The organism is Pseudomonas sp. VI4.1, from assembly GCF_002029345.1.
Lineage (GTDB): Bacteria > Pseudomonadota > Gammaproteobacteria > Pseudomonadales > Pseudomonadaceae > Aquipseudomonas.
Map to the genome: position 1 here is coordinate 31,816 of NZ_MULM01000156.1, position 21,150 is coordinate 52,965.

Below are 21,150 nucleotides of genomic sequence, written 5' to 3' on the forward strand. Positions count from 1 at the left end.
GCGCGTAGATTCAGGTCCAGCGATGACCCCCCTTGTGGAGCGAGACCGGCTTGCATCAGTGGCGGCTGAAGTTATTTTGCAGTGCCAGGTCCCAGGGCGGCACCGGGCTGAAACGAGCCTTCAGGTATTCCAGCAACAAGCGACTGCGGGAGTTGGGTTGCTGCGCCAGGCGCAAGGCGTAAATGCCGGTCGTTTCCGGTTGGGGCAGGCCGCTTTCGCAGAACAGCGGCAGCAGTTCGCCACGCAACAGGTATTCGCTGGTCAGCCAGGTGGGCAAATGCGCGACACCCAGCCCGGCCAATGCGCCTTCGAGCAGCGCCTCGGCGTTATTGGCGCTCATGCGGATGCGCCCTGGGCGGTGCAGGTGCAGGTGCCCGTCGCGTGCGAAGCGCCAGGCAAAGAGCGGAGCCAGGCCATCCCAGTCGAGACCGTCATGTTCCGCCAGCTGCGCCGGATCGGTGGGTACGCCACGGCTCTGCAAATAGGCGGGGCTGGCGCAGGCGATCCGTACCATGCTCGCCAGCGGCGTGGCCACCAGCCGGGTATCGGCCATTTGCCCGGCGCGCAGCACCAGATCGACTTTGCCCAGGTTCAGGCCCTGCATGTCGACAAAACTTTCGATCAGATGAAGTTGCACATCGAGGCCGGGGTACAGCCGCAGAAAATCGGCAATCACCGGCGCCAAGTGCAGCCGGCCGAACGCTGCCGGCGCATCAATCCGGATCAGGCCTTCCGGCGCACTGCTCAGGGACACCGCTTCCGCCCGGGCCAACTGCAATTCCGCGACAATCCGCCGGGCGCGCTCGGCAAAGGCCAGTCCTGCCGGCGTTGCGCGCACCGCGTGGGTGCTGCGGATGAACAATTGGCTGCCGACCGCCTTTTCCAGGCTGTCGATCCGCCGCGCTACGGCTGAAGGGGTCAGCGGATGACGGCGGGACGCGGCGGAAAAACTGCCGGTTTCCAGAACGTCGAGAAACAGGCCCAACTGCCCGGTCAATTGATTGGGATTCATGCGTGGTCTGCGCTTGTGCGAATTTGGCATAGCCATTGTGCGTTGCTGTGCGTTTCCCTGCCAGAGGCGACTGCGTAGGATGAACGTACTGACGTGAGGGGAATGGCAAGTGATCGAGTTTTTGATGTACCTGGTGTTTGGCGCTGCCTTGGGGACCCTCGGTGGATTGTTCGGCATCGGCGGCGGGTTGATCGCGATTCCGCTGCTGGGCGTGCTGTTCGGCCTCGATCAGCAGATCGCCCAAGGCACCGCGCTGGTGATGGTCGTGCCGAATGTCATGCTGGCGCTGTGGCGTTATCACCAGCGCAATCGTATCGAGATGCGCCATGCCTTGCCGCTGGCCTCGATGGGCTTCTGTTTTGCCTGGATCGGTTCGATCTGGGCCGTGGGCATTGATGCGCAAACCATGCGTCTCGCTTTTGTCGCCTTTCTGGTCGCCCTGACGGTTTACAACCTGGTGCGTATGTTCACGACCCACTCGCCGCCTTCTGCGCAGATGAACCATTCGCCACGGTGGCTGGGTGTCCTCGGTGCCGCGTCGGGCAGCATGGGCGGGTTGTTTGGCGTGGGCGCGGCGGTGGTGGCGACGCCGGTGCTGACCAGCGTCTTCGGCACCAGCCAGGTGGTGGCGCAGGGGCTGTCACTGGCGCTGGCATTGCCCAGTACCAGCGTCACCCTGGTGACTTATGCGGTGCACCATGAAGTGGACTGGACGATCGGCGTGCCCTTGGCGATCGGCGGACTGATGAGCATCAGTTGGGGGGTGAAGGTCGCCCACGCGTTGCCGGAGCGGCTGTTGCGCGGGCTGTTCTGCGGGTTCCTGGTGCTGTGCGCGGTGATGCTCGCCTTTAAAGTTTGAAGCCTTCGACAATGTGCTCGGCCAGGCACTCGGTGATCGGCGACGGGTTGTGCAGGTTGCGCACCAGCATGATGCTCGCCTCCGGCAGGACCGGAAGGTCCTCGGCCTCCCCCAGGATGCGCATGTCGGGGGTGATCAGGCTTTCCAGTTGCGCGGTGATGGCCAGGCCGGCGCTGACCACTGCCATGATCGCCGACAGGCTGGAGCTGTTGTAGGCGACGCGGTAGTCGCGGCCCATGGCGTCCAGCGCATTGCAGGCCCACAGCCTGCAGAAACAGTCGCTGTTGAACATCGCCAGGGGCAACGGCGTCTGCTCGTGAACGCTGTAGCACTGCGCTTCGGCCCAGACGAAACGCTCCTTGCGCAACAACTGGCCGATCTCGTTGCCCGGTTCCCGGGTGACGATGGACAGGTCCAGGTCCTGGCGCAGCAGCAGTTGTTTTGATGGTTCGCAGTGCACTTCGATCTGGATCAGCGGATAGGACTGGGCAAATCGCCGCAGGATCCCCGGTAGAAACCGCATGACGTAATCGTCCGGCGTGCCGATGCGCACCATGCCGACCATGTGCGGCTCGCGCAAGGTATTGAACACCTCGCTGTGCAGTTTGAGGATGCGCCGGGCATAACCCAGCAGCACCTGGCCTTCAGCGGTCAGCCGCACCTGCCGTCCATCGCGCTGGAATAATTGGCGCTGCAACACGTCCTCTTCCAGTCGCTTCATCTGCATGCTCACGGCGGACTGGGTGCGGTTGACCTGTTCGCCGGCGCGGGTAAAACCGCCCTGGTCGGCGATGGCGACAAAGGTGCGCAGCACTTCGGTGTCGATACTCGGGTAGGCGGACATTCATCAATCTCCGAGATGTGTTGCATCAGAAACATTCGTTGGATTGATCTTAGCCCTGGCGCGACACTTGAGCCATCCAAACGGAGGGCAACACGATGAAAGGTCAAAAAGGTTTTATCACCGTTGAAAAACACTCCATCCACCTGGTGACCGACCTGCTGCACAAGATCAATCGCTGGTACGAACTGCACCGCGAGCGTGAAATGTTGGCGGGCATGAGCGATGAAGCGCTGAAGGATATCGGCCTGACCCGTGCAGATGTCGCGCAGGAAGCCGAACGGCACTTCTGGCAAGACCCCATGAGCAATGGAAAATAAGCTGAACGCTCTGCGGGAAATCCCCGGTCACAACCCCATGATTGCGGCGCAAGCGCATGAAATGGGGTTCGTGGCGACCTGAAACAGACGGTCATAGACATTCGCTGGAGCCTGCCCGACACCTGGCCAAGACTGCCGCCTCGACGCTGAGGAGCATCATCATGGAACGATCGTTCATTGCACGGAGCAACAGGTTACAGGCATTCAGCCACGGCTTGGCCAAGGTCGGCCTGCCGCTATCCAGGGCCACGGCGCAACTGATGCGCTGGCGACAACTGAGCAGGGATCGCGCCGTACTGGCGCGCTTGAGTGATGACTGTCTGCGCGATATCGGCTTGAGTCGCGCGGACGTCATGCTGGAGTCGTCCCGGCCGTTCTGGGACGATCCGCACAAGCGATGAAGCGGTGTCGCTGGCGTTTTATGCGCAGGTCGCTAAGGTGGGAAGAGACCTCGCCATGAGCCGTTGAATGTCCACTTCCTCGAGTTTTTCCTTGAAACAGGCCAGACGTCTGGCGCTGACCGCCCAAGGCTTCACCGGGCGTCAGCCGCCAGCGCCGGTCAAATCGGCCCGGATCAATCGATTGATCGAGCGCCTGGGGTCGGTGCAGATCGACTCGGTCAATGCGTTGGTGCGTTCGCACTACCTGCCCCTGTTCTCCCGTCTCGGCCATTACGCTCATGATTTGCTCGACCAGGCCGCCTGGGGTCGGGGCCGGCAACGCACGTTGTTCGAGTACTGGGGGCATGAAGCCTCCCTGCTGCCGTTGTCGATGTACCCGCTGATGCGCTGGCGCATGCTGCGCGCGAGCCGTGGCGAGGACATCTATCAGCAACTGGCGCGTTTCGGTCGTGAGCAGCAGGACACGGTACGCCGGGTGCTGGACTCGGTTCAGGCACTTGGCGCGCTGGGGGCCGGGAGCCTGTCGACCCGTCAGGAGCGGGCAGGACCCTGGTGGGACTGGAGCGCGGAAAAGCATGCACTGGAATGGTTGTTCGCCGCCGGTGAAGTGACCGTGGCCGGGCGGCGCGGGTTCGAGCGGCTGTATGATTTGCCGGAGCGGGTGATTCCTTCGGCGATTCTCCAGCAGCCTCTGCTGTCGGAAGCCGAGGCGCAGCGGGGGCTGTTGCTGCACGCCGCCACCGCCTTGGGGGTCGGTACGGAAAAAGACCTGCGCGACTATTTTCGCCTGGGGCCGGCAGACAGTCGACCGCGGCTGGCGGAGTTGGTCGAGTCCGGTGCCTTGCTGACCTGTGAGGTTCAGGGTTGGCGACAACCGGCGTACTGCCTGCCCGAGCCGAAGGTGCCGCGCAAGGTCGAGACCAGCGCGCTGCTGTCACCCTTCGACTCGCTGATCTGGGAGCGTAGCCGCACCGAGCGGCTGTTCGATTTTCGCTACCGGCTGGAGATTTACACCCCTCAGAGCAAGCGGGTCTATGGCTATTACGTGTTGCCGTTCTTGCACAATGAGCGGATTGCCGCGCGGGTGGACCTGCGCGCCGAGCGAGCGCTGGGCAGGCTGGCGGTGCACGCCGTGCATGAGGAAGAGCCGGGGCTGGACGAGGAGGGGATGCTGGCGTTGGCGGTCAATCTGCGGCGCATGGCGCAGTGGCTGGGGTTGGAGCGGGTTCAATTGAATTGTCCGCGGGCGAGTGCGGCCAGGTTGCGGGTGGCATTGGCCAGCATTGGCAGTGATTAAGCTGGCGCCGAACTCAACCCCTGTAGGAGCTGGCTTGCCAGCGAAGGCGATCTAACAGACAACAATGATGTTGATGTGAAGACCTCTTCGCTGCAAGCCAGCTCCTACAGGGTTTTGCATCCAGCTTGCCCGCGATGGCGCCCTGTCAGGCGCGAATGACTTGCTGACTCAGCGCCGAACTTGCTTCAGGGTTTCAGCAATAAGGAACGCCAACTCCAGCGATTGATCGGCATTCATCCGCGGGTCGCAATGGGTGTGATACCGATCCGACAACCCATCTTCGGTAATCGGCCGAGCCCCACCGATGCACTCGGTCACATTCTGCCCGGTCATCTCGATGTGGATACCGCCGGCATAACTGCCTTGCGCTTCGTGAACCTGGAAGAACTGCTTCACTTCGCCGAGGATCTGCGCGAAATCTCGGGTCTTGTAGCCGCTGCTGGCCTTGATGGTATTGCCGTGCATCGGGTCGCAACTCCAGAGCACCTGTTTGCCTTCACGCTGCACCGCGCCGATCAACTGCGGCAAGTGATCGCCGACCTTGTTCGCGCCCATCCGGGCGATCAGGTTCAGGCGCCCCGGATCGTTGTCCGGGTTGAGCACGTCGATCAGGCGGATCAGGTCGTCGGGGTTCATGCTGGGGCCGACCTTGACCCCAATCGGATTGTTCACCCCGCGCAGGAATTCGACATGGGCGCCATCGAGCTGACGGGTGCGGTCGCCGATCCACAGCATGTGCGCCGAGCAATCGTAGTAATCGTTGGTCAGGCTGTCGCGACGGACGAAGGCTTCTTCGTAGTTCAGCAGCAGCGCTTCGTGGGCCGTGAAGAAACTGGTTTCGCGCAATTGCGGCGAACTGTCCATGCCACAGGCACGCATGAATGCCAGGGTTTCATCGATGCGATCGGCCAGGTGACTGTACTTTTCAGCCAGTGCCGAGTTGGCGATGAAGTCCAGGTTCCACTTGTGCACCTGATGCAGGTCGGCAAAACCGCCCTGGGCAAAGGCGCGCAACAGGTTCAGGGTCGCGGTGGACTGGTGATAGGACTGCAGCAGGCGCTCCGGGTCCGGCACGCGGCTTTTTTCGTCGAAACCGATGCCGTTGACGATGTCGCCCCGATAGGCCGGCAGGGTCACGCCATCGATGGTTTCGTCATTGGCCGACCGCGGTTTGGCGAACTGCCCGGCCATGCGCCCGACCTTGACCACCGGGCAACCGGCAGCAAAGGTCATGACGATCGCCATTTGCAGCAGCACTTTAAAGGTGTCGCGGATTTTCGCGGCGGAGAACTCGGCGAAGCTTTCGGCGCAGTCGCCACCTTGCAACAGAAACGCGCGACCCTGGGTCACTTCGGCAAACTGACGGCGCAACTCCCGGGCTTCACCGGCAAAGACCAGCGGCGGATAGCTGGCCAGGGTCTGCTCGACGTGCTGCAAATGTGCGGCGTCGGGGTAACGGGGTTGTTGCTGGATCGGCAGGGCGCGCCAGCTGTCAGGACTCCAGGGTTGGCTCATCGCGGTCTCTAGTGTTTTACGCTCGGACTGTCATGTTATCAGCAATTAGTGCGTGACCTGTTCCCGTCGCTTCGCGGACAATCGCGCCTTTGCCGCGCCACGCCGCGGTTTCAATGTGTTGCCTGCCGGGCGACGACCAGGAGACAAGATGACTGAGGAGCGCGTCGAGCATCTGCTCGCCGAGGTACAGGATGAGTTCGGCGTGATTCGCGTGCTGGAAGTGGCCGATTACCGTTTTCTCGAGTTCGGTGATGCCATCGAGCAAAGCTGCGTGTTCACCGCGGACCCCAGCTGGCTCGAATACGATTACACCCGCGCGATGCTGATCGGCGCGCTGTGCCACGAACAGCCGGAAAACGCGCTGTTCCTCGGGCTGGGGGCCGGTACCTTGACCCAGGCTTGCCTCAAGTTCCTGCCGCTGGAAGACGTCGAAGCCATCGAACTGCGCCCCGACGTGCCGCGCCTGGCCATCGAATACCTTGGGCTGGATGACGATCCGCGCCTGTATATCCGTGTCGGCGATGCGCTGGAGCTGCTGGATACGGCGGAACCGGCGGACCTGATTTTCGTCGACCTCTACACCGATGTCGGCCCGGGTGTCGGGCATCTGGCGTGGAGCTTCCTGGAGAACTGTCAGAAACGCCTGAACCCGGGGGGCTGGCTGGTGATCAACCAGTGGGCGACCGATGACGGCAAGCCGTTGGGCGCAGCGTTGTTGCGCGGGCTTTATCACCGGCATTACTGGGAGCTGCCGGTGAAGGAGGGCAATGTGATTCTGCTGGTGCCTGCGGAGCTGGATCAGGAGCTGGACATGGACGGCTTGATCGCCCGGGCCGAAGGGCTGGCGCCGCGGTTGGGGTATTCGTTGCAGTCGCTGATCAAGGCCATCCGCCCGGCAACCTAATGGGGGGGCTGTCAGGGCCTCTTCGCGGGCAAGCCTCGCTCCTGCAAATTGACGTCGTTCGCCGGAAATGTGAACGACACCAAACCTGTAGGAGCGAGGCTTGCCCGCGAAAGCAATATCCGCATCGCCACAAACCTCAAAGCCCTTTGAACACCCCAGGCCGCTTCTCGACCATCGACCGCACACCTTCCTTGGCATCCTCACTGGCCAGCAACTTCTTCACCAGCGCCGGCAACGCCTGGGCCGCCGCCGTTTCCCCTTCATAACGCGCCTGCCGGGCCGACATCAAGGTCGCCTGCACCCCAAGCGGCGCCTGCCGGGCGATCCGCTCCGCCAGCTCGAGCGCTCGCGGCAGCAAATCCTCACTGGCCATGACTTCCTGCACCAACCCCAGGTGCAAGGCGTCATGGGCGTCGAATTCATCGCCGGTCAGCAGCCAGCGCATGGCATTGCCCCAGCCCGCGACTTGATGCAGGCGCAACGTCGCGCCGCCGAACGGGAATATGCCGCGCTGCACTTCCTTCTGGGCGAAGCGAGTGTTGCTCGCGCACAGGTTGATATCAGCGGCCAGCATCAGCTCGATACCGATGGTCAGGCAATAGCCTTGCGCGGCGACGATCACCGGTTTGCTCACCCTGGGCCCGGCAAACACCCCCCACGGATCACAGCCGCCTGGCGGTGCCTGCCAGCCTTCGGCCAGGGCCGCGCTGGCGTTGATCAGATCGAGCCCGGCGGTGAAATGCTCGCCATGGCCAAACACCACCGCCACCCGCGCCTCGCTGTCGGCCTCGAATTCGCCATAGGCCAGGCTCAACTCATTGAGCAGGTCGAGATCGAAGGCATTGCGCTTGGCCACCCGATCCAGACCGAGCAACAGGACATGACCGCGACGTTCACGGGTTACACGACTGCGGCCGGGCTGATTCATGGGGCATTTCCTCGGGCGGGAAGGGATTGTCGGACTGGCGGCCTGGGCTGCCTCGATGAACCGTTTTAGCGCGATCGCCAGCAGGGCCGGGGCCTTTGAAAAATAGACCGTTGCACGATTATCCGCAAAGCCTGTGACATAACGGTGTATACGTCAGTTTTCCGACAAATAATGCTCCCTTTTTGGCCGATTTCCGGTATAGTGCGCGCCGGCCTTTAACCGGGCCGCGTTTAGGTAGCGCAATTCCCCGAAGCCAGCTTCGGCTGCACGTTCGCACAGCGAACTCTTCCTTGACGAATCTTTTTCATTCATTCGTTTTCGCAAATCCCCGCCGACAAAGCAGCCAGGGCGACTCTTGAGTCTTACACGGCATGCGCAGCTTTGGAGCATGGGTCTTTGCGGATGCACTTAGAGGCAGACCCATGACCCAGGAAACCGGCGGCTTCGCCGCTTTTAATCTTAATCCGAATATTCTTGCAGCCGTCATTGCGACTGGCTACGAAGAGCCTTCGGCTATTCAGCAGCAATCGATCCCGATCATCATGGCCGGCCACGACATGATTGGCCAGGCGCAAACCGGTACCGGTAAAACCGCCGCGTTCGCCCTGCCAATCCTGCATCGCATCGATCCTGCCAAGCGCGAGCCGCAAGCCCTGATCCTGGCGCCAACCCGTGAGTTGGCGCTGCAAGTAGCAACCGCTTTCGAAACCTACGCCAAGCAAATGCCGGGCGTTACCGTTGTGGCCGTTTACGGCGGCGCCCCTATGGGTCCACAACTGAAAGCAATCCGTAATGGCGCACAGATCGTTGTCGCCACGCCGGGCCGTCTGTGCGACCACCTGCGTCGCGACGAAAAAGTCCTGTCGACCGTGAACCACCTGGTTCTCGACGAAGCGGACGAAATGCTCAAACTGGGTTTCATGGACGACCTCGAAGTTATCTTCAAGTCTCTGCCGCCAACCCGTCAGACCGTATTGTTCTCGGCGACCCTGCCGCAGTCGATCCGTGCCATTGCCGAGCGTCACCTGCGTGATCCGCAGCACGTGAAGATCCAGACCAAGACTCAGACCGTTACCGCGATCGAACAGGCTCACCTGTTGGTTCACGCTGACCAGAAGACCTCGGCTGTATTGAGCCTGCTGGAAGTCGAAGACTTCGACGCCCTGATCATGTTCGTGCGCACCAAGCAAGCGACCCTGGACCTGGCCAGTGCCCTGGAAGCCAAAGGCTACAAAGCCGCTGCGCTGAACGGTGACATTGCCCAGAACCAACGTGAACGCGTGATCGAATCCCTCAAGGATGGCCGTCTGGACATCGTTGTGGCGACCGACGTTGCCGCCCGTGGCCTGGACGTTCCGCGCATCACTCACGTGTTCAACGTTGACATGCCGTACGACCCAGAGTCCTACGTGCACCGTATCGGCCGTACCGGCCGTGCCGGTCGCGAAGGTCGTGCACTGCTGCTGGTAACTCCGCGTGAGCGCCGCATGCTGCAAGTGATCGAGCGTGTAACCGGTCAGAAAGTGGCCGAAGTTCGCCTGCCGGACGCTCAAGCTGTTCTTGATGCCCGCATCAAGAAGTTGACCAACAGCCTGTCGCCGCTGGTGGCTGATGCCGAATCGACTCACGGTGAGTTGCTGGATCGCCTGACTGCCGACATCGGTTGCACCCCGCGTGCCCTGGCCGCTGCGCTGCTGCGCAAGGCCACCAACGCTCAGGCGCTGACCCTGGCTGCAATCGAGAAAGAACGCCCACTGGTGCCGAACAACGCACCGCGTGGCGATCGTCCTGAGCGTACCGGTGATCGTCCGGACCGTGGTGATCGCGAGCGTCGTGCTCCGGTTCCATTGGCCGAAGGTCGTGCCCGTTGCCGTACCGCGCTGGGCGCGCGTGACGGTATCGCGGCGAAGAACCTGCTGGGCGCTATCCTCAATGAGGGTGGTCTGGCTCGCGAAGCAATCGGTCGCATCCAGGTGCGTGACAGCTTCAGCCTCGTCGAGCTGCCGGAAGATGGTCTGGAGAAGCTGCTGAGCAAGCTGAAGGACACTCGCGTTGCCGGTAAGCAGTTGAAGCTGCGTCGCTATCGCGAAGATTGATCCGCTCTCGGGCTGATTGATCGAACATAAAAAATCCCCGACTGGTTCGGGGATTTTTTTATGCCCGGGTTTTGCCTCAGGGTTTGGCGTTGGCGTAGAGATAGTCCGTGGCCAATGACGCCAGCGTCCGCACGCCGACCACCAGCGCCGCCTCATCGACAAAGAACCCCGGATTATGATTCGGCGCCGCCTTGCTCATGTCCTGGTCTTTGGGCGTGACCCCCAGGAATACAAACAACCCCGGCGCTTCCTTGGCGTAGAAGGAAAAGTCTTCGGCGCCACCCACCAACGGCCCCTGCACCACATCGTCCTTGGCTGCCCAGCGCAAGGTCGGCAGCATTTTCTCGGTCAGCGCCGGGTTGTTGATCGTCGGGTCATACTTCTCGATGATCGTCACTTCAGCCTTGGCGCCGCCGCTTTCGGCGATTTTCTCCACGGTCTGGCGTACGTCGGCGTGCAGCTTCTGGCGGATGGCATAGTCGTAGGAGCGGATGGTGCCGCTCATGTCCACGGACTCGGGAATGATGTTGTAGCGGGTGCCGCCGTTGATCGTGCCAATGCTGACCACCGACGGATAGGACGAAATGTCGGTACGGCGGCTGACCACGGTTTGCAGGCCGACGATGGTTTGCGCACCGACGGTGATCGGGTCGATACCGTCCCACGGGCGCCCGGCATGGGTCTGCTTGCCGAGAATCTTGATGCGCAGGTCATCGGAGCTGGCCAGGGTCGGGCCAGGGCGATAGGCGATCCGGCCGGCGGGGACACCCGCCCAGACGTGCAGGCCAAACACCGCGTCCGGTTTCGGCGATTCCATCACGCCTTCTTCAATCATCATTTTCGCGCCCCAGGTGTTTTTGCCGTCGGGGATAAAATCGCTCGGGCCTTCTTCTGCCGGCTGGAAATAGAACACTACCGTGCCGGGCAGGGTGTCGCGCATGCCGGTGAGGATTTTCGCCGTGCTCAGCAGGATGGCGGTGTGCGCGTCGTGGCCGCAAGCGTGCATCACGTCGACCTCTTTGCCGAGGTAGGTGCCTTTGGCTTTCGAGGCGAAAGGCAGGTCCGAGACTTCCTTGACCGGCAGCGCATCCATGTCGGCGCGCAACGCCACGGTCGGTCCGGGCAGGGCGCCTTTGAGGATGGCCACCACGCCGGTGCGGGCGACGCCGGTTTTCACCTCAAGGCCCATGGCCCGCAGTTGTTTGGCGACCAATTGCGAGGTGCGTTGTTCGGTGTTGCCCAGTTCCGGGTGGGCGTGGATATCGCGGCGGGTTTCCAGCAGCTCGGGTTCCAGGGCCTTGGCCTGTTCGGCAATGTGCGTGCGCGCGCCTTCCAGGGTATCGGCGCCGGCGTGGCCGGCCAGTGCGCCGAACAGGGTCAGCATGCAAGTTTGGGCAATGCGGGTCAGTTGCATGGGTAATCTCCATGATTGTTGTTTTTTTTTGCTTCAGTGCCAACACGGTCCCCTGTAGGAGCTGGCTTGCCAGCGAAAGCGGTGGGTCAATCGATACATTCATTGACTGAATGGACGCCTTCGCTGGCAAGCCAGCTCCTACAAGGGTTGCGGTGTCGGGGGGGAATCGATGAAGGTCACCCGAGTGCTGGCGTTAAGTGCTATTGCGGCACCTGGCCGCCCCCTGCCGTGATCACTTGCACACTCATGCGTGGCGTCGCCAGATCGAAGCCGGCCTCATCCAGATGGCGCTTGAGTGACAGGTTGAACGCCCGTGACACCTCCCACTGCTTGATCGGCGCGGTCTTGAACCGGGCGCGCAGGATTGCGTTGCCCGACTCGAAACTCTCGACCCCCTGGATCTCCAGTGGCGACCAGATATTGCGCCGTTGCAGCGGATCGGTGCGGATCTTCTGCCCGACTTCGCGCATCAGTTTGATCGCGTTATCGATGTCCATGTTCGAAGGCACTGCCACCCGGAAGATGGCGTAGCCGAATTCCCGCGAGTAGTTCTTGATGCTTTTGATTTCGCTGAACGGAATGGTGTGGACGATGCCGTCGATGTCCCGCAGGCGCACGGTGCGGATGGTCAGGCCTTCGACGGTGCCCAGGTGGCCGCCGACGTCCACGTAGTCGTCGATGGCCAGGGAGTCTTCGATGATGATGAACAACCCGGTGATCAGGTCGGCGACCAGCGACTGGGCACCGAAACCGATGGCCAGGCCGATCACCCCGGCGCCGGCCAGCAGCGGCGTGACGTTCATGCCCATGTTGGCCAGGGCGACGATCAGCGCGATGATGAAAATGGCCACGAACAGCACGTTGCGGATCAGCGGCATCATCGTCTGCGCGCGGGCGTTGGCCAGGCCTTTGCGCGAGCGGGTGAGGGCGTGGTGCACGGCGGTGTCGCTGAGAATCCAGATCAGCCAGGCAAAAATCAGCGTGCCGCCGAGGCTGAACAGTTTGACGCTGATTTCATGGCCTTCGCCTTCAGTGAAGGCGATCAGCGACAGGCCCCAGACCCGCAGGCCGAGCTCGATGAATGCCAGCCACACCAGCAGATGGGCGAGGGTGTAGAAGAAGCTTTTCAGGCGATCGGAGTACAGCGCATGCCGCTTCACGCCTCGCTGCGGTTTGAGCGAGTGACGGCGCACCAGCCCGTTGATGACCATGCACAGCACCAGCAGCACGGTGCAGATCAGCGACTGGCGCAGCGCCGTGCTGGTGTCGCCGGCTGAAACAAAAGTGGCGAACAGCGAAATACCCACCAGCACCAGGGCAGGTATGTACCAGAAGGTCCCGAGGATATCGATGGTGTCGCTGAGCGCGCGGCGGGTCAGGCGTCGGGACAGTGGCTGGTTGCGGATCAGGTGAGCGATAGGGCGCCGGAAGCGCAGAATGAACAGTCCGGTGGACAGCGCGGCCAGGACGTTGGCAATCGTTGCCGCGGTGTGCGCCAGGTGCGTGCCGAGGCTTTCGACCAGTCGCGGATCACTCAAGGCTTCACCGAACGCGGCGAAGCTGCCGATCAGCCACAACGGCCGAAAGGCCTGGTGGCGCAGGATATACAGGGCGCGGTGGCGGTGCGGTCCGTCGAGTACGGAAAAAGCGATGACGCAGATCGCGGAGAAACAGGTCCCGACCACCAGCGCATACGCCAATACCATGGCCAGGCTTTTGCCCAATGACGAGGGCAGGGCGTAGCTCATGTAGACCGTCATCACCAGCGCAATCAGCCACGGCCCGAGTTTGCGCAAGGCGAAGCGCAGCATGTCCAGGGCGCTGGGATGTTGCGGCAACTCTTCGGTCAGGCCGAAGCGCATGCGCACACGGTGGCTGAGCCAGATAAGCACGGCGGCGAGCAAGCTCCAGACCATCAGAATCATGGCAAAGGCAAAGATGATCGGCAGCCATTCATTGGCCGGCACGATCAAGGCGTTCAGTTCGTCCCTGGCGAGATCGTACTCTTCGGACCAGCGCGTGAGCGGGCTGTCTGCACCGGAAAACTGCTTCTCCAGACTGGCAAGCGTTCCACCGATCAGCCCGAGCACACCCTGTTCGGTGGCGGGTTGGGCCTTTTTGGTGGCATCGCGCAGCTTTTTCAGGTCGGTCAGCAACTTGGATCGTTGCTGATCGTTCTCCAGCGACTTGATGACTTCGTCCAGGGACTGCCCCAGGGGTTCTTGCGCCTCTGGCTGGGATTTCGCCGAACCGCCGAGCATGCCCGGCAAGCCGACTGCCTGGGCAGGGGCCAACGGCAGCAGCGTCATGAGGCAGACGAGGAGGAGGGATGGCAGGGCAAAAAGACGAGCGAACACTAGGCGGTCAACCTCGGATGAGCGGATCGAGCGAGTGTACGAGCCTGCCAAAATCAATGCGAGCCGGGGTAGAGGATTTATTCGTTGAGTTTGGCGAGGATCTTGAACACCACGGTGGCGAGAATCGTCAGCATGCCGATCCACATCGCGAATACGCCCAGGTTCTTGTCGCGAAAATTGAAGCCGATCGCCAGTATGATCATCCCGGCGAGGATCGGGATCAGCATGGCGTGGAACGAAGACATCGTGATCATGAGCGACTGCCTTGTCGAAGGGGATGATTGAAGTCTAGGTGGCTTTTGCGCAACCGGAGGTGATGTCTGTAGGAACGAGCTTGCTCGCGATGGGCTTGAACGATAACGCTTGAAACCTGACAGCCCGGGCGCTCTCAGGTTCTTCGCGAGCAAGCTCGCTCCTACAGGGTAATGCGGGGCTACGGCAACTCGCGGCAGGCGTAGAACGCGCTCAGTACCTTGACCAGGTGCGCCAGGTCATGGCTGCCGCACAGCTCGCGGATCGAGTGCATGGCGAACGTCGGCAAGCCGATGTCGACGGTGCGCACGCCCAGGTGGCTGGCGGTGATCGGGCCGATGGTCGAGCCGCAGCCCATGTCGCTGCGCACCACGAAGCTCTGCACCGGGACTTCTTCGGCCATGCACAGATGGCGGAAGAACCCGGCGGTTTCGCTGTTGGTGGCGTAGCGCTGGTTGCTGTTGACCTTGATCACCGGGCCGGCATTGAGTTTCGGGCCGTGGTTGGCGTCGTGCTTGTCGGCGTAGTTGGGGTGCACGCCGTGGGCATTGTCGGCCGAGACCAGCAGGGATCGCTGAATGGTCCTTACGAATTCATCACCTTCAGGCAGCAGGCGACGCAGGGTTTGCTCGAGCATCGGGCCATCGGCACCGCAGGCGGAGCTGGAGCCGACTTCTTCGTGGTCATTGCAGACCAGCACGCAGGTTTCGTCGGTCTCGGTCGTCAGCAAGGCTTGCAGGCCGGCGTAGCACGACAGCAAGTTGTCCAGGCGCGCACCGGCGATGAAGTCGCCATGCAGGCCAATGATCGCAGCGCTTTGGGTGTCGTAGAAGCTCAGCTCGTAATCCAGCACCACGTCGGCGTTCAGCCCATGCTCCAGGGCGAGCTGGTTGGTGAGCACGGCGCGGAAGTCGACCCGTTCGTCACCGGCAAATTGCGCGAGTATCGGTGGCAGCTCGGTCTGGGCGTTGATGGCCCAACCCATATTGGCTTCGCGATTGAGGTGAATGGCCAGGTTCGGGATCGTGGCGATCGGTGCCTTGAAGTCGACCAGCTGACTCTCGACCTTGCCGTCACGGCGGAAGGTCACGCGGCCGGCCAGCGACAGGTCACGATCGAACCACGGCGCCAGCAGCGCGCCGCCATAGACTTCCACGCCCAGTTGCCAGAAGCCCTGGCGTTGCAGTTCCGGCTGGGGCTTGACCCGCAGGCAAGGGCTGTCGGTGTGGGCGCCGACCAGGCGAATCCCGCCGTGCAGCGGCGAATGACGGCCCATCTTGATGGCGACGATCGAAGAGTCGTTACGGGTGACGTAGTAGCGACCATGGGTTTCGGTGGTCCATGGCTCGCGCTCGTCGAGGCGTTGATAGCCCGCCGCTTCCAGGCGCTGTACCAGGCTGGCGGTGGCATGAAACGGGGTAGGGGAGGCCTTGAGGAAGTCGATCAGGCCTTGGTTCAACTCTTCGCGCATAAGTAGCTCCAGACAGCAATGGCGCCAGTTTAACGTATTGGTCACAGAATTGGCGGTGGGCTGACGGTGTTGCGTCTGCAGGTGATCCCTGTGGGAGCGGGCTTGCCCGCGAAAGCTGACTCAAGTTCAACAATGATGTTGCCTGTGCCGCCGCCTTCGCGGGCAAGCCCGCTCCTGCAGGTTGGTGTGTGTTCCGCCTAGAACGGTGCCGGGCATTCGAATCGCAAGCGTTCGCCGGTTTGCGGATGGGTGAAGCTGAGCATGCTGGCGTGCAGGCACAGGCGCGGCCAGGCGGCCAGGGCCTGTTCGTGTGCATAGAGCCCGTCACCCAGCAGCGGATGACCGATGGACAGCATGTGCACGCGCAGTTGATGGGAGCGGCCGGTGATCGGCGTCAGCTCGACGCGGCACCAGTCGCTGCAACGTTCCAGCACGCGCCAGAAGGTCAGGGCATGCTTGCCGAATTCATGGTCCACCACGTGGCGTGGTTTGGTCGGCGGGTCGTAGCGCAGGGGCAGGTCGATGCTGCCACTGTCGAGTTCCGGTTGACCCCAGCACAGTGCGGTGTAGGCTTTTTCGGTTTCACGGTCGTGAAATTGCCGAGACAGCTCGCGATGGGTGTCCGGATCACGGGCCAGCAGAATGATGCCGGACGTTTCCCAATCCAGTCGATGGACGATTCGCGCTTCCGGGTAGCCGTTTTCTTGCAGGCGGGTAATCAGGCAGTCCTTGTTGTCGTCAGCCCGGCCGGGGACGGAGAGCAACAGGGTCGGCTTATCCACCACCAGTACGGCGGCGTCCTGATGGATGATGCGGATGTTGGACAACGGCATTAAAACAGCCTCGTAACAAACGCCAACGGCGGCTCAGGCCTCCAACGCCCTTTGTAGGAGCGAGCTTGCTCGCGAAGGTGTGTCAGCTACATTGATGTCGACTGATACACCATCGCGAGCAAGCTCGCTCCCACAAAGGCCCGAAGAGCCTGAGCCGCCGTGGCTCCTTTCTGATCGACTAGCGGTCAGGCAGGGTGATATTGAGTTCCAGAATCGAGCAGCTGCCCTGGTTTTCCAGAGCGACGTGCACGTCATCGGACCCGATATTGACGTACTTGCGGATCACTTCCACCAGTTCCTTCTGCAAGGCTGGCAAGTAGTCCGGCGTACTGCGCTGGCCGCGTTCATGCGCCACGATGATCTGTAGACGCTCTTTCGCTACCGAGGCGGTACTTGGCTTCTTGTTGGCACGAAAGAAGTCAAAAATGTTCATTACCTACCTCCAAACAGGCGCTCGAAGAATCCCTTCTTCGTGACATCGAGGAAGCGATGTTCCACGGTTTTACCCAACAGACGATCGACCGCATCGCTATACGCCTGGCCGGCGTCGCTCTGATCGTCGAGGATTACCGGCACGCCGGAGTTGGATGCCTTGAGAACCGCCTGGGATTCCGGAATGACACCCAGCAGGGTGACCGCCAGGATTTCCTTGACGTCTTCGACGCCGAGCATTTCGCCGTCACTGACCCGTTGTGGGTTGTAACGGGTCAGCAGCAAATGTTCCTTGATCGGATCTTCGCCCTTTTCAGCGCGGCGCGACTTGCTGGCCAGCAGGCCGAGCATGCGGTCCGAGTCACGTACCGACGACACTTCCGGGTTGGTCACGATGATCGCTTCATCGGCGAAGTACATCGCCAGGTGAGCACCTTTCTCGATACCGGCCGGGGAGTCGCAGACAACGAATTCAAAGTCTGCCTTGAGCGCCATCAGGACTTTTTCCACGCCTTCGACAGTCAGCGCGTCTTTGTCGCGGGTCTGACTGGCGGCCAGTACGTAGAGGTTTTCCAGGCGTTTGTCTTTGATCAGCGCTTGCTGCAGGTTGGCTTCGCCGTTCACGACATTGACGAAGTCATACACCACGCGACGTTCGCAACCCATGATCAGGTCGAGGTTACGCAAGCCGACGTCGAAGTCGACGATGACTGTTTTGTGACCACGCAGAGCGAGGCCGGTACCGATAGCGGCGCTGGTGGTGGTCTTACCCACACCACCCTTGCCGGATGTAACCACGAGAATCTTGGCCAAGGTGTTTCACCCCTAAGGAAAAAGGACTTTTAGCCCCTGAAAAACATCTCTTGAAAAACTACTGCAGTCGGACAGCCTTGGCTGGAATCCGGTTCAGAGCGGCACTTACTTACGGTAAACACTGCTTGTAGCCTTTTTCCTACTTCGTTTGAGCCGTTTTCGCTACGTTTTAGAGATGCTTGGAAAATGCGGCAGTATCCGTTAAAGCCGAATGATGTTCAACACATCGCCCGACAGGCTGACCTGCACGCCCGAGCCCCACAAAGGGTCGCGACGCAGGTCCTCCGACACCTTGTAATGGCCTGCAATGGAGACTAGTTCAGCGCTCATCTGCTGACAGAAAATCCTGGCTTTGGTGTCGCCTTTGACCCCGGCCAGCACACGACCGCGCATCGGGCCGTATACATGGATGTTCCCATCGGCGAGAAGTTCCGCCCCGGGACTGACCGACGAGACCACCACCAGATCGCAACCCTGGGCATAAATCTGCTGGCCACCGCGTACCGGCGACGTGATGATCTTGGTCGGCTTGATCGTCGGCTCCGGCGGTTTCTCCGGTTTTTTCTTCACCTCGCCTTCGTTTGGGTCCAGCGCGCGTTCCCGGGCGCCGGACGGTGGCAGCACCGGCAGGTCGACCGCGATGGCGGCGGCGATGTCCTCGATGCGGCTGGCACGGATCGCCAGGGTACGCAGGCCGTGCTGGCGGCAAATGCGCATCAGGCCGGGCAGATCGACGGCGCCTTCGTGGGGCGGCAGTTTATCCAGGGCCAGCACCAACGGCGCGTTGCTGAAGAAGTTAGGCGCCTGGGCCACCTTGGCGGCCAGTTGCCGATCGAGGTTCTCGAGGTCGTTACGGGCCAGTTCCAGCACCGTGATGGCAAGCATGCTGCCCTTCAACTGGAACACGGGATCTTGGTCTAGCGGATCGATTTTGCTCATGTCGGCATACAACGGCTTGTCACTAAAAGTGCCGAGACTTATAACGAGAACGCCCGCGGGCCGCAAGCCGGGTCGAACGATGTAGAATGCCCGGCCACTGTCTTGACGGAAGCTTTAATGGATCGCCCGCGTTTTCGAACAGCATTTATTTCTCCGCGTTTCTGGCCGCTGTGGTGCGGGCTGGGGCTGTTGTGGCTGATTATCCAGTTGCCGTATCCGGCATTGCTGAGTATCGGTCGCGCCCTGGGTGCATTGATGTATCGAGTGGCCGGCGACCGACGGCGCATCGCCAAGCGCAATCTCGAGCTGTGTTTCCCTGAAAAAACCGCTGCCGAGCGCAAGCGCCTGCTCAAGGAAAACTTCGCCTCCACCGGCATCGCCTTCTTCGAGATGGCCATGAGCTGGTGGTGGTCGCGCGAGCGCCTGGCGAAACTGGCGCATGTCGAAGGGCTGGAGCATTTGCAAAAGGCGCAACGCGAAGGCAAGGGCGTGATCCTGATGGCCGTGCATTTCACCACGCTGGAAATCGGCGCGGCGCTGCTCGGCCAGCAACACACCATCGATGGCATGTACCGCGAGCACAAGAATCCGTTGTTCGACTACATCCAGCGCCGCGGTCGCGAGCGGCACAACCTCGACTCGCTGGCGGTGGAGCGCGACGATGTGCGTGGCATGCTCAAGCTGCTGCGGGCCGGCCGGGCCATCTGGTACGCACCGGACCAGGACTACGGCGCCAAGCAAAGTATCTTCGTGCCGCTGTTCGGCATTCAGGCCGCGACCGTCACGGCCACCAGCAAGTTTGCCCGGCTGGGCAAGGCGCTGGTGGTGCCGTTCACCCAGCAGCGCCTGGCGGATGGCAGCGGGTATCGACTGGTGATCCATGCGCCGCTCGAAGGTTTCCCCGGCGAGTCCGAAGAGGCCGATTGCATCCGCATTAATCAATGGGTCGAAGGCGTGTTGCGCGACTGTCCGCAGCAATACCTGTGGGCCCATCGCCGCTTCAAGAGCCGTCCGCCGGGCGAGCCCAAACTGTACGCAAAACGCGATTGATCGATCCTGTAGGAGCTGGCTTGCCAGCGAAGGCGATTTTTCATTCAACATCTTCATTGGCTGACACACCGCTTTCGCTGGCAAGCCAGCTCCTACAGGTATTGTATTAGACAGGGTTGGAGCAATGACAATCCGATCCAGCAGCCTGGAGTGTTGCCATGAGTCCCGTTGAACCGGTCACAGGCTTGATTCTTTCCGGTGGCGGGGCCCGGGCGGCCTATCAGGTCGGTGTGCTGGCAGCGATTGCCGAACTGCTGCCGGTGGGGGCAAGCAATCCGTTTCCAGTGATCGTCGGCACGTCGGCCGGGGCGATCAACGCGGTCAGCCTGGCCAGTGGGGCGATGGATTTTCGCGGCGCCATCGAAGCGCTTACCGCGTTCTGGCAGGGCTTTCGCAGTCACCTGGTACTGCGCAGCGACTGGCCCGGGGTGATCCATCAGGCCAGCCGTTTTGTCAGTCACAACCTGATGGGCATCGGCGCACAGGTTCCAGTGGCCCTGCTCAACAGTTCGCCGCTGCGCGGGTTGCTTAACGACAAATTGAACATGTCCGGGATTGACGAAGCCATTGCGCAGAAGCAGCTGCAGGCAGTGGCGGTGACCGCGTTCGGTTACGAGTCCGGCCAGGCAGTGACCTTTTATCAGGGCGGCGGCACCATCGACGCCTGGTTGCGCCATCGACGAATCGGCGTGCCGACTCAGTTGACGGTCGAACATTTGCTGGCGAGTTCCGCCATTCCCTTGCTCTTTGCCCCGGTGAAAATCGGCGAAGAATATTTCGGCGATGGCGCGGTACGCCAATCGGCACCGATCAGCCCGGCCCTGCACCTGGGCGCCAGCCGCGTCCTGGTGGTGGGTGTCAGCGGCAACCCCCGCGGCGTCGACCCGCAGCAGCCGCTGCAACGGGCCTACACCGGCCAGCAGCCGACCCTGGCGCAGATCGGCGGGCACATGCTCAACAGCACGTTCATTGACAGCCTGGAAAGCGACATCGAGTTGCTGCAGCGTCTAAATCAGTTCAGTCATCTGCTGCCCGATGGCACCCCGACCCGCGCGCTCGGCGAGGCACCGGTAGAGGTGTTGGTGATATCGCCGAGCCAGCCGATCGACGAAATCGCCGCGCGCCACCGCCAGGAATTACCGGCGGCGCTGCGCCTGTTCCTGCGCGGGCCGGGGGGCGACCAAGACCAGCGGGGCGGGGGTGTTGAGTTATCTGCTGTTCGAGGCGGGGTATTGCAGCGAGTTGATTGACCTGGGGCGGCGGGATGCGTTGGCCAAGCGGGGTGAGTTATCCCGGTTTCTCGGGTTGGCGGAGCCTGTGGTTACGGCTTGAGATCGGCGGCGTGGCCATCGCGGGCAAGCCACGCTCCCACAGGGTTTTGTGTCGTCCACCTGACTGGCGTACGACACCAAACCC

At 61.7% G+C, this 21,150-nt stretch carries 19 protein-coding genes and 1 pseudogene; 8 read left to right on the forward strand and 12 right to left on the reverse strand.

Features of this window, described 5'->3' with window-relative positions:
- Positions 1-55: 55 nt before the first annotated feature.
- Positions 56-1,012, reverse strand: coding sequence for a LysR family transcriptional regulator (locus BZ163_RS16565; RefSeq protein ID WP_128871811.1), 957 nt, complete (start codon positions 1,010-1,012; stop codon positions 56-58).
- A 109-nt stretch (positions 1,013-1,121) separates the two neighbouring features.
- Between BZ163_RS16565 and BZ163_RS16570 the strand changes: the two genes are divergently transcribed.
- Entirely contained in the window at positions 1,122-1,871 is a 750-nt protein-coding gene (locus BZ163_RS16570) for a sulfite exporter TauE/SafE family protein (protein WP_128871812.1), read from the forward strand.
- Here the strand turns inward: BZ163_RS16570 and BZ163_RS16575 are convergent.
- Entirely contained in the window at positions 1,861-2,715 is an 855-nt protein-coding gene (locus tag BZ163_RS16575; protein ID WP_128871813.1) for a LysR substrate-binding domain-containing protein, read from the reverse strand. The genes BZ163_RS16570 and BZ163_RS16575 overlap by 11 nt on opposite strands.
- 95 nt (positions 2,716-2,810) lie before the next feature.
- On the opposite strand from BZ163_RS16575, the gene BZ163_RS16580 reads away from it, so the two are divergent.
- The 3 genes from BZ163_RS16580 to BZ163_RS16590 all read left to right on the forward strand — a co-directional run bounded on the left by BZ163_RS16580 (position 2,811) and on the right by BZ163_RS16590 (position 4,730).
- The gene (locus BZ163_RS16580; protein WP_128871814.1) at positions 2,811-3,032 is read left to right on the forward strand and encodes a DUF1127 domain-containing protein; all 222 of its coding nucleotides are present in this window, start codon (positions 2,811-2,813) and stop codon (positions 3,030-3,032) included.
- 161 nt (positions 3,033-3,193) lie between these two features.
- A complete protein-coding gene (locus BZ163_RS16585; protein WP_128871815.1) occupies positions 3,194-3,433 on the forward strand; it encodes a DUF1127 domain-containing protein in 240 nt (79 codons plus the stop codon).
- A 67-nt stretch (positions 3,434-3,500) separates the two neighbouring features.
- Positions 3,501-4,730: a winged helix-turn-helix domain-containing protein gene (locus tag BZ163_RS16590; RefSeq protein WP_128871816.1), complete on the forward strand. Its 1,230-nt coding sequence runs from the start codon at positions 3,501-3,503 to the stop codon at positions 4,728-4,730.
- A 168-nt stretch (positions 4,731-4,898) separates the two neighbouring features.
- On the opposite strand, the gene BZ163_RS16595 is transcribed toward BZ163_RS16590, so the two are convergent.
- On the reverse strand, positions 4,899-6,245 hold the full coding sequence (locus tag BZ163_RS16595; RefSeq protein WP_128871817.1) for a class II 3-deoxy-7-phosphoheptulonate synthase: 1,347 nt from the start codon (positions 6,243-6,245) through the stop codon (positions 4,899-4,901).
- A gap of 148 nt (positions 6,246-6,393) precedes the next feature.
- Here BZ163_RS16595 and BZ163_RS16600 point away from each other — a divergent pair, with 148 nt between their 5' ends.
- Entirely contained in the window at positions 6,394-7,149 is a 756-nt protein-coding gene (locus tag BZ163_RS16600) for a spermidine synthase (protein ID WP_128871818.1), read from the forward strand.
- Positions 7,150-7,285: 136 nt separating this feature from the next.
- Here the strand turns inward: BZ163_RS16600 and BZ163_RS16605 are convergent, their stop codons facing one another.
- Positions 7,286-8,077, reverse strand: a complete 792-nt coding sequence (locus tag BZ163_RS16605) for a crotonase/enoyl-CoA hydratase family protein (protein WP_128871819.1) — start codon at positions 8,075-8,077, stop codon at positions 7,286-7,288.
- A gap of 422 nt (positions 8,078-8,499) precedes the next feature.
- On the opposite strand from BZ163_RS16605, the gene BZ163_RS16615 reads away from it, so the two are divergent.
- Positions 8,500-10,173 (forward strand): DEAD/DEAH box helicase, encoded by a 1,674-nt coding sequence (locus BZ163_RS16615; RefSeq protein WP_128871820.1) that lies wholly within the window; start codon positions 8,500-8,502, stop codon positions 10,171-10,173.
- A gap of 76 nt (positions 10,174-10,249) precedes the next feature.
- Here BZ163_RS16615 and BZ163_RS16620 read toward each other — a convergent pair whose 3' ends face one another.
- The 8 genes from BZ163_RS16620 to minC form a co-directional block, all read right to left on the reverse strand.
- Positions 10,250-11,587 (reverse strand): amidohydrolase, encoded by a 1,338-nt coding sequence (locus tag BZ163_RS16620; RefSeq protein ID WP_128871821.1) that lies wholly within the window; start codon positions 11,585-11,587, stop codon positions 10,250-10,252.
- A gap of 200 nt (positions 11,588-11,787) precedes the next feature.
- Positions 11,788-13,944 carry a mechanosensitive ion channel family protein gene (locus BZ163_RS16625; protein WP_128871822.1) on the reverse strand — a complete coding sequence of 719 codons (2,157 nt, stop codon included), beginning with the start codon at positions 13,942-13,944 and terminating at the stop codon, positions 11,788-11,790.
- 77 nt (positions 13,945-14,021) lie between these two features.
- Positions 14,022-14,198, reverse strand: coding sequence for a hypothetical protein (locus tag BZ163_RS34860; RefSeq protein ID WP_168187374.1), 177 nt, complete (start codon positions 14,196-14,198; stop codon positions 14,022-14,024).
- Between the two features lie 179 nt (positions 14,199-14,377).
- Positions 14,378-15,667, reverse strand: a complete 1,290-nt coding sequence (locus tag BZ163_RS16630; protein WP_128871823.1) for a M18 family aminopeptidase — start codon at positions 15,665-15,667, stop codon at positions 14,378-14,380.
- A gap of 197 nt (positions 15,668-15,864) precedes the next feature.
- Complete coding sequence (locus tag BZ163_RS16640) at positions 15,865-16,500, reverse strand: RluA family pseudouridine synthase (RefSeq protein ID WP_128871824.1); 636 nt, start codon at positions 16,498-16,500, stop codon at positions 15,865-15,867.
- 178 nt (positions 16,501-16,678) lie between these two features.
- Entirely contained in the window at positions 16,679-16,933 is a 255-nt protein-coding gene (gene minE / locus BZ163_RS16645; protein WP_007944431.1) for a cell division topological specificity factor MinE, read from the reverse strand.
- Positions 16,933-17,745: a septum site-determining protein MinD gene (gene minD / locus BZ163_RS16650; RefSeq protein WP_128871825.1), complete on the reverse strand. Its 813-nt coding sequence runs from the start codon at positions 17,743-17,745 to the stop codon at positions 16,933-16,935. The genes minE and minD overlap by 1 nt, the downstream gene beginning before the upstream one ends.
- A 201-nt stretch (positions 17,746-17,946) precedes the next feature.
- Positions 17,947-18,684, reverse strand: coding sequence for a septum site-determining protein MinC (gene minC, locus BZ163_RS16655; RefSeq protein ID WP_128871826.1), 738 nt, complete (start codon positions 18,682-18,684; stop codon positions 17,947-17,949).
- A gap of 117 nt (positions 18,685-18,801) precedes the next feature.
- Between minC and BZ163_RS16660 the strand changes: the two genes are divergently transcribed.
- The gene (locus tag BZ163_RS16660; RefSeq protein ID WP_128871827.1) at positions 18,802-19,734 is read left to right on the forward strand and encodes a lipid A biosynthesis lauroyl acyltransferase; all 933 of its coding nucleotides are present in this window, start codon (positions 18,802-18,804) and stop codon (positions 19,732-19,734) included.
- A 158-nt stretch (positions 19,735-19,892) separates the two neighbouring features.
- Positions 19,893-21,066: pseudogene (locus tag BZ163_RS16670) on the forward strand (patatin-like phospholipase family protein).
- Positions 21,067-21,150: the final 84 nt, after the last annotated feature.